The 11,848-nt window shown below is 63.7% G+C and carries 12 protein-coding genes; 4 read left to right on the top strand and 8 right to left on the bottom strand.

All coding sequences use genetic code 11. From position 1 onward, the window contains the following. Nucleotides 1-58: 58 nt before the first annotated feature. On the top strand, nt 59-511 hold the full coding sequence (locus tag AC5WEY_RS06080; RefSeq protein WP_495645095.1) for a MarR family winged helix-turn-helix transcriptional regulator: 453 nt from the start codon (nt 59-61) through the stop codon (nt 509-511). Nucleotide 512: 1 nt separating this feature from the next. Here AC5WEY_RS06080 and bla read toward each other — a convergent pair whose 3' ends face one another. Continuing rightward, the gene (gene bla / locus AC5WEY_RS06075) at nt 513-1,442 is read right to left on the bottom strand and encodes a class A beta-lactamase (RefSeq protein WP_495645094.1); all 930 of its coding nucleotides are present in this window, start codon (nt 1,440-1,442) and stop codon (nt 513-515) included. Nucleotides 1,443-1,545: 103 nt separating this feature from the next. Here bla and AC5WEY_RS06070 point away from each other — a divergent pair, with 103 nt between their 5' ends. Then, a complete protein-coding gene (locus AC5WEY_RS06070; protein WP_495645093.1) occupies nt 1,546-2,400 on the top strand; it encodes a LysR family transcriptional regulator in 855 nt (284 codons plus the stop codon). Continuing rightward, nucleotides 2,397-3,293: a serine hydrolase gene (locus AC5WEY_RS06065; RefSeq protein WP_495645092.1), complete on the top strand. Its 897-nt coding sequence runs from the start codon at nt 2,397-2,399 to the stop codon at nt 3,291-3,293. The genes AC5WEY_RS06070 and AC5WEY_RS06065 overlap by 4 nt, the downstream gene beginning before the upstream one ends. Before the next feature lie 21 nt (nt 3,294-3,314). Here AC5WEY_RS06065 and AC5WEY_RS06060 read toward each other — a convergent pair whose 3' ends face one another. Both AC5WEY_RS06060 and AC5WEY_RS06055 read right to left on the bottom strand, forming a co-directional pair. Then, nucleotides 3,315-4,124, bottom strand: a complete 810-nt coding sequence (locus AC5WEY_RS06060) for an enoyl-CoA hydratase/isomerase family protein (RefSeq protein ID WP_495645091.1) — start codon at nt 4,122-4,124, stop codon at nt 3,315-3,317. Beyond that, nucleotides 4,108-5,643: an acetyl-CoA acetyltransferase gene (locus AC5WEY_RS06055; protein WP_495645090.1), complete on the bottom strand. Its 1,536-nt coding sequence runs from the start codon at nt 5,641-5,643 to the stop codon at nt 4,108-4,110. Before AC5WEY_RS06055 ends, AC5WEY_RS06060 begins: the two co-directional genes overlap by 17 nt. A gap of 61 nt (nt 5,644-5,704) precedes the next feature. Between AC5WEY_RS06055 and AC5WEY_RS06050 the strand changes: the two genes are divergently transcribed. Beyond that, nucleotides 5,705-6,310 (top strand): TetR/AcrR family transcriptional regulator, encoded by a 606-nt coding sequence (locus tag AC5WEY_RS06050; RefSeq protein WP_495645089.1) that lies wholly within the window; start codon nt 5,705-5,707, stop codon nt 6,308-6,310. A 10-nt stretch (nt 6,311-6,320) separates the two neighbouring features. Here AC5WEY_RS06050 and AC5WEY_RS06045 read toward each other — a convergent pair whose 3' ends face one another. The 5 genes from AC5WEY_RS06045 to AC5WEY_RS06025 all read right to left on the bottom strand — a co-directional run bounded on the left by AC5WEY_RS06045 (nt 6,321) and on the right by AC5WEY_RS06025 (nt 11,842). Further along, complete coding sequence (locus AC5WEY_RS06045) at nt 6,321-6,914, bottom strand: hypothetical protein (RefSeq protein WP_495645088.1); 594 nt, start codon at nt 6,912-6,914, stop codon at nt 6,321-6,323. A 40-nt stretch (nt 6,915-6,954) separates the two neighbouring features. Then, nucleotides 6,955-7,749, bottom strand: a complete 795-nt coding sequence (locus AC5WEY_RS06040; RefSeq protein ID WP_495645087.1) for an endonuclease/exonuclease/phosphatase family protein — start codon at nt 7,747-7,749, stop codon at nt 6,955-6,957. Nucleotides 7,750-7,863: 114 nt separating this feature from the next. Then, on the bottom strand, nt 7,864-8,970 hold the full coding sequence (locus AC5WEY_RS06035) for an ABC transporter substrate-binding protein (RefSeq protein WP_495645086.1): 1,107 nt from the start codon (nt 8,968-8,970) through the stop codon (nt 7,864-7,866). Continuing rightward, complete coding sequence (locus AC5WEY_RS06030; protein ID WP_495645085.1) at nt 8,970-10,730, bottom strand: ABC transporter permease; 1,761 nt, start codon at nt 10,728-10,730, stop codon at nt 8,970-8,972. Before AC5WEY_RS06030 ends, AC5WEY_RS06035 begins: the two co-directional genes overlap by 1 nt. Then, a complete protein-coding gene (locus AC5WEY_RS06025; RefSeq protein ID WP_495645084.1) occupies nt 10,727-11,842 on the bottom strand; it encodes an ABC transporter ATP-binding protein in 1,116 nt (371 codons plus the stop codon). The genes AC5WEY_RS06030 and AC5WEY_RS06025 overlap by 4 nt, the downstream gene beginning before the upstream one ends. Between the last annotated feature and the right edge of the window lie 6 nt (nt 11,843-11,848).

The following is an 11,848-nucleotide window of genomic DNA, read 5'->3' as shown; positions in this document are numbered from 1 at the left end:
TTAATTGTCGGCGCGGTATGGTGGATGGTCACGAGTACAGGCATCGAGAGGCAGGACCATGAGCGCACACGACCCCGCCCTGACTGCCCTTGCGCAGAATTGGCTTGCGCTTGCCGTCTTGCACGGACGTATCGAAAGCCGCATCGAGCGTGCGCTGCAGACCAACCACAACCTCAGTGCGCGTGAGTACTGGCTACTCGACGTCCTGGGCAGACAGCACGACGGGGTCGGCGGGCACCTGCAGATGAAGCAGGTGGCCGACGCCGTCGTGCTGAGCCAGAGCGCCACGACCCGCCTGGTCACTCGCCTCGAGGATCGGGGGCTTCTCACGCGGTACCTGTGCCCCACCGATCGACGAGGTATTTACACGGACGTCAGCGAAGAAGGCCTGGCCCTTCTCGAGGCGGCGCGGCCCACCAACGACGCGGCGCTGCGCGAGGCTCTCGACGACGCATCCGACGAGCCGGATCTCGTCCCGTTGGTCGACGCCGTTCGTCGCTCCGAAGACTGAATCACTGCACCTGTTCCACCGCTGTTCTGGTCGCGTCTGCCACCAACGGGTTCATTGCCGACGAATCTTCCACTCCCGACGTAGTCGCACTGAGCACGACCAGCAGGATTCTCTGCCCGTCCGGTCCGAGCAACAGCCCGGCATCGTTGGAGACGCCGTAGCTTCCGGTGCCGGTCTTGTCGGCCGAAGTCCATTGCGGTGCAATGCCCGCCCGGAACCGGGCGGTGGACGTCTCGGTGTCGCCCATCCACTCCAGAAGCTGTGCACGCGAGGCCTGAGTCAGAACATCGCCGTCGAGCAGAGTTCGGTAGCCGGCAGCCAGCGAGTTCGGTGTCGTCGTGTCCCGCGGATCGCCCGGGATTGCCGTGTTCAATTCCGGCTCGGTGCGATCGAGTCTGAATTCGGTGTCCCCGAGCGACCGGGCGAAGTCGGTGAGCGCCACGGTGCCACCTGCCTCGCGAATCAGCAGATTGCCGGATGTGTTGTCGCTCTTGGTCAATGCGGCCGCTGCTAAATCTGCAATCGTGACAAAGGATCCTGGTTCCCAGTCGACCGCGGACTCGGGCACCTTGTCTTCCGCTGCGATCGTTCTGGTGTCGCTCAGCTGCAGCCTGCCTGCGTCGACGGCGGCGAGTACGGCACCGACGGCATACACCTTGAAGGTCGAGCAGAACGCGAAACGTTCGTCGCCGCGGTAACTCTGGGTGGAACCGGTGGCGAGATCGAGGGCACTGACGCCGAGCCGTGCAGTATCCCTGGCCTCGAGTTCGAGATACGCCTGCTCGGCACTGGGCTGTTCGCTCGTGGACTGGGTACTGGTCGTGTCGGATCGCGGCGGTTCGGTGGTGGCTGTCGAGGAACAGGCCACTCCGGCGGTCAGCGTCGCCGCTGCAATCACGGTGATCAGTCGGGTGGATGTCGAGGTACGCATGGGCTCATGCGATCACACCCGCTCGCCTCCGGGCCAAGTCCTGAGACGCGGAAGCGTCATTCCTCTTCGGTATCGCGGCAGGTGAACGTGATTCAATATGCCGGTGGATCTTGTTCGCCATCTCGAGTATTTCGTTGCCGTCGCCGAGGAACGCCACTTCGGTCGCGCAGCGGCCTCTCTCGGCGTGACGCAGCCGCCCGTGTCTCGGGCGATCAAGACCCTGGAGAAGCACCTCGGTCTAACCCTGGTGGAGCGGACTCCCGACGGTGCGGCCGTCACCGCCCACGGGGCGGCGCTGTTGCCCCGGGCTCGCTTGATCGTCGACGACGCGCGGCGATTGAGCACAACGGCAGAGTCACTGACCGCCTCCAAGACGGTCCGCATCGGCCTCATCCCTCAACTGGACGATGCGCTGGCAGCACGCATCGCCGCGTCCGTCGGAGTCCAAGCGCGGGTGGAGACCGGCGGAGCCGTGTCATTGCTGGACGGCGTGCGTTCACACGAACTCGACGTCGCGGTGATCGATCACCCGGTTGTGCTCGATCGGCTGACGGCCGGACCGGTCATCACGTTGCCCCGACGGGTCTGCGTTCCGACTACTCACAGGTCGGCCCAAGCAGAGCGGCCACGGTTGACCATGTTGTCCGACCTGACCTTCGCCACCACGCCGAGGACTGCGAATCCACCCGCGCACGATCTGTTACTCGACGTGTTCAGGTGCCACGCTCTCGACCCAGAACTGTTCATCGCGAACACCTTTCGCGACGTTTCCATCGGTGTCGCATCGGGTCGTTGTTTCGGTCTCGTTCCGGCCGCGAGCCCGGTCCTACCCGGCACAGAGCATCTCGACCTCGCTTCCGAGGACGTTGCCCTACGAGTGCGGATAGTGCGCCGCGTCGACGAAGCAGACTCTCTCGCGAACCTCGTCGACCGAATACTGTTGCAGGCCAACAAGTGAGCACGACGGACGAGCAACTCCGCGCAGCATTCGCCGACGCCGGCTGCCGCGGTTGGGTACGCGCCGAACGAATCGACGGCACCGGCACGGTCGTCGACTACGAGGGCGACGATCCCGTCGTCGCTGCGTCGGTGTGGAAAATAGTGCTGCTGGTTGCCGCGGCACGGGCGTTCGACGACGGATCACTGACTGCCACCGATTCGGTACGCCTCGTCCCCGCACAGTGCAGTCCCGGTCCGACGGGCATCGCAAGTCTCGCAGATCCGGTGACCATGAGTTGGCGGGACATCGCACGGTCGATGATCACCGTCTCCGACAACGCCGCTGCCGACGCGCTTCTCGGCGCCCTCGGGCTCGATGCACTCACCGCTGTGATCGAGGATCTCGGGCTGGATCAGACTCGCATCGTCGGTGGCACGAAAACTCTGGGTGAGCAGATCGTCCGCGATACGGGCCGGCTGAGCGCGAACGAAGCACTGGGCTTGCTGGCCAGCAACTACACGGTGGTCGACAGCTCGGGTTTCGATCCGGCGTACACCTCGTGCACGACGCCCCGTGACAGCAATACCGTCCTGCGTTCCATGTGGCTGGGCACCGCGGCATCACCGACACAGTGCCGGTACATGAAACAGGTTCTGTCTCAGCAGGTGTGGCCGCACAGAATTCGAAGCGGGATCCCGTACCCGGATGTGCAGGTCGCGGGGAAGACGGGCACCATCGGTCCCATTCGCAACGAGGTTGCCGTGGTGTCGTTTCCAGGCGAGGAGCCGGTCGCCGTGTCGGTGTTCACCAGGGCGGCGCGAATGGACCTGTATCTCCCGTTGGTCGACCAAGCCATCGGTCATGCGGCCAGAATCGCGGTGACAGCGGTACGTCAGTCTTCGAGTCGATAGCGCCTTCGCGGGCCTGAGCGCTCACTCCGCGGTCCATGTCGGATCGCGTTTCTGCAGGAATGCGGTGATTCCTTCGACGACGTCCTTGGTAGTGGTGAGTCGATCCAATTCCTGACGGTTCTGCTGCCACGAATCTTGCTCGTGCGCGATGGTGCCGTCGGTGATACGTCGAGCGAGCCGCTTGGATGCGCGCACCGCGAGCGGCGCACCCTCCGCACACAGGTGAGCGAGACCGAGTGCCGTATCTAGAAGGTCGTTGGGCGCGACCACCCTGTTGACCAACCCCCATCGTGCGGCTTCCTGCGCGGAGATCGGCTGACCCGTCAGGATCGTCTCCAACGCAATGTGTTCCGGCACCGCAGTCATGAGTCTGAAGGCTCCCCCAGCACCGGCGATGAGTCCGCGACGAATCTCGGGCAGGCCGAATACAGCCGTGTCCGAGGCGACGACCATATCCGAGACCAGAGCAATCTCGGTTCCACCTCCCATCGCCGACCCGTTCACGGCCGCGATGATCGGAACCGAAATCGGGTGTTGGACAATCCCGGCGAACCCCCAATGCTCGGTCTCGGACGGGGTCACCGCGGCAGGCCCTCCGGTGCCGAGGGCTTTCAGATCGGCACCCCCGCAGAAGGTCGCCGACCCGGCGCCGGTCAGGACGATGGCCCGGATGTCTCGATCTGCCTCGGCCGACTCCCAGGCCTCCCCGAGCAATGTGTGTACGCGAGCGTCGATGCTGTTGGCCGCTTTCGGCCGATTGATCGTGACGACGAGTACATGACCTTCCCGTCTTGTCAGGACGACAGGTTCGCTGCTAGCTGCTTCGGACACGAATGTTCCCCTCGATGAGGTCGACAGTGACTGTGCTGCCGATGATGTCGTGTGCAGGCTCGCTTCGATAGAGGGACAACGCATGCGCACTGGCTGTGTCCCCGGAGGCCGTCTGTGCTGCAACCCGTCGTCCGCGCTCGTCTCTGCCGACGAGGAAAGCCTGGTTCGGTTCCTGCTGCCGTGAATGCTCGACGGAGACGGTCTCCACCACGAGACTTCCGTTCTCGACAGGTGCGCGTGGCGGCGAATCCGACGTCAGCACGGCGGGTTCGGGATTTCCGATGTAGCCGAGCGGATGCCGATTTCCACCCAACAGCACGGAGTGGTGGTACGTCAGATAGCCACCGTTCGCGTGCACCAGCGCACAGCTCTTCCCGCCACGGATCTCCCGAACCGATGCGGTGATCGAGTGCAGCGAATGACTACTGAGAGGTCCACCGAAAGAAGAGTGCCCGCCGGTCACGCTGGGACTCAACGATTTCGGCGTTCCGAGGTGATGTGTGGCCAGGGTCGGGACGATTGGAAAGCAGCTGTAGACGTCCAACACGTCCAGATGCTCGACCCCGATTTCGGCTCCGTGCAGCGCTCGATCCATCGCATCTTCCATCGCTGGAGACCGGCCGAAACTGGTGCGGTCGAGAATATCCACCGTGTCCTCGGCTCCCGCACCGCCCCAGACGTACACGATGTCGCTCTCGGGCACGCCGCGTTCGTGGGCTTCGGCCAAGCTGGTGACCACGATGCATGCCGCCTGGTCGACGAACGGCATGGCGTTCATCGACAGCGGATACGGCTCGCACACGATGCGGTTCTTCGGCGAGGGCGTGCCGATGTCTGCAGCCGTCCTCGCTCGCCCGGTCCACGAGTACGGATTCTTCTCGGCAACAACGGAGAAGGACGCATACAGCTCGCTGCACTCGGCCTGCCGTGCTTCCGGATCCATGCCGGCTTCGAAGCGATAGCGGCTCTCGAACAACGGATAGATCCGGACCGGTGAGATCAGACCGGCTTCTTGCATTGCGGCACTGCCGAGTTGGTCGAGGTCGAAGGTGGGCGGACCGCCCGGATCCGTGCTCCACCCGCCGTCGTCGACGGGGTCTCGACCCGACTTGACCAGTGCGCTCATCGAGGCCTGGGCTTCACCGCCCGCTATCACCGCCACCGCCGATTCTCCGGAGGCGATGCGCGCAGCCGCGCGATCGAGGAGCCGTGCAGGCCATTGCCCGCCTATCGGAGCGTCGAACAGATCTGCGGGTGTGGAACCGAATCTGCGGGCCAACGCAGCGGCAGGACTGGTGTAGGCCCAGCTGGCGATGTGGCAGAACGCGATGCTGTCCGCGCGGCGAATCCACGGCTCCGACGTCGGCGAGTCGCGGAGTGCCGCAGTCGCAGCGAGCGTGATCAGTTCGATGGGTTCGGCGCCCATGGGTTCACCGCGGCCGCTTGTTTCACCGATAGCCACTATCACCGGAATACGGGTCGGATCCACCGTCGACGCCTCGTGGCGTGCAGAACTCATGCCCGGAACCTATTACAGACAAGGATTGTCCGCAATGCCGGGCAGATGCAACAATCCGAGGGTGACCGACAAAACCAAGAGCAGACGGGGCCGGCCGCGTGATCCCGATCTGGAAGACCGCGTCTACGACGCAGTGCTCGAGGTGTACTGGGAAAAGGGGTGGTCCGGCTTCACACTCGACGCCGTTGCCCGTCGCGCATCGGTCGGGAGGGCCGCACTTTATCGACGCTGGGAATCGAAGGGGGCCTTGGTCGTCGACGCACTGGAAGCCCGGAGTCCACTCGCTACGCCGATCGACCTCGGCACGCTGCGGGCGGACCTCGTCGAACTCGCGGTGCAACTTCTGCAGGGTTACCGGGGGACGGCCGGCTTGGTCAGTCTGAGGGTTGCCCTCGATGCGCGGGTGCATCCCGACCTACTCGGGCACATGATCGACACGCTCAACCGAAGCCGCCTGGTCGCAGCGCGACTCATCATGCATCGAGCCCAAAGGCGAGGTGAATTGCCCGAGTCCGTTGATACCACCCGAATTCTCGAACTGGTGACCGGAGCGGTATTCAGCCACGTCATCTTCTCGCACCGCGACGATGCCGATCGAGACGATGCCGACCACGTCTACGCCGAGAATTTGGTCGACGCCGTCCTCGGTGGGGTCGGCGCAATCTGACGCCGTCTCGCTACCCGTCCGCCGAATGTCCTGATCTCCGCCTGTACAGACTCCATCCCGCTGCACCACCTGCGACCGCGGCGATTACAACGATCCCGATCAAGATCATCGGAGCGGTCGGAATACCGTCGTCGACGAACACCTCCCGGGGCTGCCCGAACTGCGTCACCGTCGCGACACGGGTTTCCGAATCATTGGAATACGTTGTTGCCGAGCACGAATCGACTGCCCATGGCGCATCCTGGGTGTCATAGGTCGTCGCGAAAACCAGGTACTCCTGTTTCAGGTCGAAGGTGGTGCCACACGCGGCGCTGTCACCCGCAGTGGAGACGGTCGTTGTTGGGCCGACCTCGCCTCGGAAGACCTCACGGACCTCGAAGTCGTAGAAGACGGTGAGATCTTCTCGCCGCTCGGCGACGGGCGTACCGGTGAAGACCGCATTCTTTCCCTGGGCGAAGTCGGCGAGCTGCTGATCCAACTGTGGACCGCCCGGGTAATAGGCACAGCTGCATGCGTGCGCAACCCCCGGGCGCGCGAACATCAGAACGACCGTCAGTGGCACGACCACGGTAAGAACGAGAACACAGCGTAGAAACTGCTTCATGGCGATCAGTGTCACACGGGACTGAGGTGCCGCGCGGGGTTCACAGTTCGAGCAACAGAGCCCGATGATCGGATACTTCCGGTTGCGGTACGACTTCGAAATGGCGCACAGCGTCCACCCGAGAGACCAGACAGTAGCTGGCACTGCGAATCGGCTTCCGGTAGAGCGACGTTCGAGTATCGGCCTCGCCGACCAGGTCGACCATTCCCTGGCGGGCCAATACCTCGAAAGTGGCACTGGTCGGCAGCAAGTTCAGATCACCGCACAGCGCCACGACGTCACTGGTCGAGTGCATCTGTTCGACGATGGCCGACAGTCGACGGGCTTGATCCGCACGAGCGGGAGTGTCGTGCTTACCTGCCGGATCACGGAGTCCGTGAAGCTGTACAACCGATACGGTTCGACTGCTCGACGGGTCTCGCACAGTGACGGTGAGGGCCGCGCGGGGGCGGTCCTCGACGGTCCAATCGACGTGGTCCACGAACTCCGAATGCACGAAACGTGCGTCGAGACCCACAATCGGCAGGTCGTCGCGCACCCACGTCGCGATACCGAAATCCTGACGCCGCCGAGTTCCGTCGCCATCGGTGACCGGCCCGGCGTCGTGAGCGACAAAGTGCGATCTGTACCCCACCAGCACCGATGAGATGTCGTCGAACAGATTCAACCGCTGCGGCAACGTGCGCTCGCCATCCGAGAAGGTGGCCCAGCCCGACCCACCCGAAGAGCGCGTCACCTCCTGGACACAGACGATATCCGCGTCCACTTCGCTGATCCAGGGAATAAGCACGTCGTGCCGGGCACCGCCCCACGCGTTGATCGATATCACCTTCACGACGCGAGCGTATCGGCGCGCCCTGGGGTTACACCACCGAATATCGTCTCTTTGCAAACAGATTCGCGGCCGCCGAGTCCGATGGACTCGGCGTCCGCGAATGAGATGGTTCGTTTATTCGTTGTAACCGAAGATCGCGTTCCAGGCCTCTTGATCGTCGGCGGAGTTCTCGATCGACTCCGACTGCGTGATTCGATTGACCTTGGGGTCGGTGAACTCCGGTAGCTCGATTCCACGAATAACCGGCGGATCGATGTCGTTGCGCACCGAGTACTCACCGAGATCGCTGAAGACCTGCTGTCCCCTCTTGGAGAGGTTCCAGTTCATGAACACCTGGGCGGCCGCAATGTTTTTCGCTGTGGACGCGACACCCGTGTAGTAGTCGTAGGCGGTCAGTCCCTCCTCCGGCACCACGAAGTTGACCGGCGCATTCTCGTTGTTGGCGATGTTGACGCTGCTCACCACCACGGTCCCTGCTTCGATCTCGCCTCGGGCCAGCGCATCGAGCTGGGCTCCGATGGAGTCGAACACTCGTGCCTCCGAGGAGTATTCGCGTAGGTAGTCGTCGCCGAGAACGTTGCGCTGGAACCGCGTCAGCGCCAGTGCGCTACCGCCGGCTCCGGCCTGAGCGATACCCAGATTGCCCTTCCACCGATCGTCGAGAAGGTCCGCCCAGGACGCCGGCCTGTCGTCGCCCTCGATGAGCGCGCTGTTGTAGCCCATCGTGTAGATCGGGTCGAAGGTGCGGTAGTAGTTGCCGCCGTCGAACACCACGTCGTCCTGTAGCTCGCCGGCCGTGGGCGGTGTGTAGGGCTGGAACACACCGCGCTCGCTGAGTCCGCTGACGAATCCGGCGTCGGAGATTCGCACGACGTCGGCATCGAGACGGCCCGCGCCGTACTCGGCCACCAGTCGCTCGTACAGCCGGTTCGGGGTGAGCCGCACGAGCTTGACGTCGAGTCCGGTGTCCTTCTCGAAGTTCTTCAGCACCGTGGCCTCGGTGACCGCGGTGTAGCCGCTGTAGAGGGTGATGCCACCCTCGGCCTGAGCCTGCGTCCACAGATCCGGATCGGCGATCTGTTCGCCGTCGATGACGAGGCCGTTGTCGGTGATGATCTCTTCTGCCGCCCGAGCCAGAGCGGGGCGTTCCGGGGGCGGCGAGCAGGCCGTGGCCGTTGCCACTGCGACACCGAGCGCGATTGCTGTGACCAATTTTCTCATCAGACAGTTTCCTTGGATCCGAAGCGACGCGACAGGATGGCGAGCACACCGATCACGACGCAGTACAGCAGACTCAACTCGGCAGCCGACTGGAACGAGCCGTTGTCGTAGGCGTCGAAGATCGCGATCGACAGCAACCGGGTGTCGGAGGTGAACAGGAACAGCGCGGCCGTGAGCTCACGCATGGACAGCATCAGCAGCAACAGGAACGTCGAGGACAGACCGACCTTGAGCAGCGGAGCCGTGACGAACGAGATCGCCCGGTGCCGACGTGCACCCAGCATGACGGCGCTGTCTTCCAAGTCTTTGTCCAACTGGATGATCGACGCCGATACACCGCGGTAGCCCTGCGGAATGGTGACTGCGACGAACGCGATCACCAGCACCGCGAGTGTTCCGTACACCGGCAATGGGAGCGCCAGCCACGTCCACAGCAGACCCAGGCCGAGCACGATGGCGGGAACGGCCAGCGGCAGCATCGCCAGGTACTCCAACAGCTTTCGGCCCGGAGCGTTCGTGCGATATCTCGTGTACGCCAGAGCGAAGCAGAACGCGGTACCGATCGCGGCTGTGGCAACACCGACGATGACGCTGTTGGTCATCACGCTGCGGAAGTCGGCGCTGCGCAACGTCTCTCCCAGTCCCCAGAACGACAGGGCACCGGAGTCGAAGAGCTGGCCGATGTTCGCGACGTAGGGGCTGGTCTGCAATGCAGCCAACACCAGGGCGATGAGCGGCAGGAGTACGGCCAGGGCGAAATACACCCATGCGAACACGGCAGCCGGGATGCGCCACGCCCGCAGCGGAACCTGCCGCGCCCGAACCCCTTTACCGCTGACGGTGGTGTATTCCTTACTGCTCATCGCGCGCTGCTGGAACGCGACGACGGCGACCAGCAGAACCGTGAGTACGACGGCGACAGCAGCTGCGTCGTTGCCGCGGGCCGGCGATGCATTCATGAGTCGGTAGATCAGAGTCGGCAGAGTGTCTACTCCACCGGGAACACCGATCACCTGTGCAACCGGGAAGTTCTCCACGGTGAGAGCGAAAACCAGAATGCCCGAGCCGATCACGGCAGGCATCACGAGCGGGAAGGTGATCTTGCTGAGCATCTTGGTCAGCTTGGCACCGTGCAGACTGGCGGCGTCTTCGAGGTCGGGGTTCATCAGCGACAGCGCGGAGTGGACCATCAGGAACGGGTACGGCGCGTAGTAGATGCCGAGGATGAAGATCATTCCGCCGAAGCTGTAGATGTCGATGAATCCAGGAAGACCGATCGCGGTCAGAACCAGGTTGATGTAACCGGTGGCCGGGCCGGCCAGCAATGCCCAGGCCAGTGCCCCGACGAGCGCCGGAAGGAACAGCGGCGCAATACCGATGCCGTAGATCATCTTTCGACCCGGAACGTTGGTACGTGCTGCGAGGAAGGCGAGCGTGCACCCGATCGCCAGCGCGACGATCGAAGACCCGATGCCGACCAGTGCCGAATTCCACAGGGCAGTCTGCGCGGTCGAGGATCCGAGCAGTGAGAAGTTGTCGAGGGTGAAGTTACCGAAGTCGAACAGCGACGTGCGCTCGGCGTTGTCGGTGAATGCGCCCATCACGATGAAGAACATCGGGAACAGCACGATCACGGTGAGCAGAGCCAACTGCAACAGCGTCGGAATCCACTTCTTCAGACCGGGTCTGCGTTGGGGGGTCGGAGTGTCGACCGGCGGCTTCGTAATGGTGACCGGACGATCGTCTGTGGGGGCGCTCATACCGGCACCGCCTCGGAGGCGACGCGATCGTCGACGAGGACCTGGGCTCCGCCGGCTACTGCGGTGACCCGTGCGCGTTCTCCCATTCCCAGGATTCGGCTGGCGTGCCCGGTGGCGACGGCTTCGATCTCGGGGCCGTCGTCCAGGGTGACGCGGTACCGGATCGACGCGCCCTGGTAGCTGGCGACATCGACTGTGCCCATCCAGGACTGGCCCTCGGGCTCGGCATCGTCCAACGGGGTGACCAGCAGATCCTCGGGCCGCAGGCACACCACAACCGGACCGTCACCCGCCGGTGCTGTATCGATCGACACTGCCGTCCGTCCGAAGTCTGTCAGCTCCATCATCGAGCGCGGTCCCGACGCAGGCGTCGCGCGGAAGATGTTGCCTACGCCGAGGAACTCGGCCACCGAAGCGGACATCGGTGAGGTGTAGATGTCCTCGGGGGTGCCGATCTGCACGATTCGGCCGTTCTGCATCAACGCGATTCGGTCGGCGAGGGCGAACGCCTCGACCTGATCGTGCGTGACATAGACGGTGGTCAGTCCGAGTCGGAGCTGCAGCTCTCGCAGTTCCATCCGAAGTCGTTCGCGCAGTCGGGCGTCGAGGTTCGACAGCGGTTCGTCGAGGAGGAGCACGCTGGGGCGCATCACCAACGACCGAGCCAGCGCCACCCGCTGCATCTGACCACCACTGAGCAAGCTCGCTCCGCGGTGGGCCATTTCACCCAACCCGACGAGGTCGAGGGCTTCGAGGACCCGCTGGTTGATCTCGGTCTTGTTGACCTTCTGCATCTTCAACGAGAACGAGACGTTGTCGAACACAGTCCGGTGCGGCCACACCGCGTAGGACTGAAAGACCATGCCTACGTTGCGTTTGTGCGGCGGGATCGTCTTGTTCGTCGTCGAGTCGTGGACGACGCGATCACCGATGGTGATTCGGCCGGCGCTGGGAGTCTCCAATCCTGCGACGCAGCGCATCGTGCTCGTCTTACCGCAGCCGGACTGCCCCAACAACACCAGGGATTCGCCGTCGGCGATCTCCAGATCGAGGTCGCGGACAACAGTGTTTCCCGAGTACGCGAGGCTCAGATTCTCGATGCTAACCTTCATGATCTT

The organism is Rhodococcoides sp. S146-33 (assembly GCF_059489205.1).
This window is presented reverse-complemented; position numbering and strand designations above follow the sequence as displayed.

What these genes read in the sequence shown, in the direction of transcription:
- AC5WEY_RS06080 (WP_495645095.1), top strand. Translation starts at nt 59, where the DNA reads ATGAGCGCACACGACCCCGCCCTGACTGCCCTTGCGCAGAATTGGCTT.
- bla (WP_495645094.1), bottom strand. Translation starts at nt 1,442, where the DNA reads ATGCGTACCTCGACATCCACCCGACTGATCACCGTGATTGCAGCGGCG.
- AC5WEY_RS06055 (WP_495645090.1), bottom strand. Translation starts at nt 5,643, where the DNA reads ATGAGTTCTGCACGCCACGAGGCGTCGACGGTGGATCCGACCCGTATT.
- AC5WEY_RS06045 (WP_495645088.1), bottom strand. Translation starts at nt 6,914, where the DNA reads ATGAAGCAGTTTCTACGCTGTGTTCTCGTTCTTACCGTGGTCGTGCCA.
- AC5WEY_RS06035 (WP_495645086.1), bottom strand. Translation starts at nt 8,970, where the DNA reads ATGAGAAAATTGGTCACAGCAATCGCGCTCGGTGTCGCAGTGGCAACG.
- AC5WEY_RS06030 (WP_495645085.1), bottom strand. Translation starts at nt 10,730, where the DNA reads ATGAGCGCCCCCACAGACGATCGTCCGGTCACCATTACGAAGCCGCCG.
- AC5WEY_RS06025 (WP_495645084.1), bottom strand. Translation starts at nt 11,842, where the DNA reads ATGAAGGTTAGCATCGAGAATCTGAGCCTCGCGTACTCGGGAAACACT.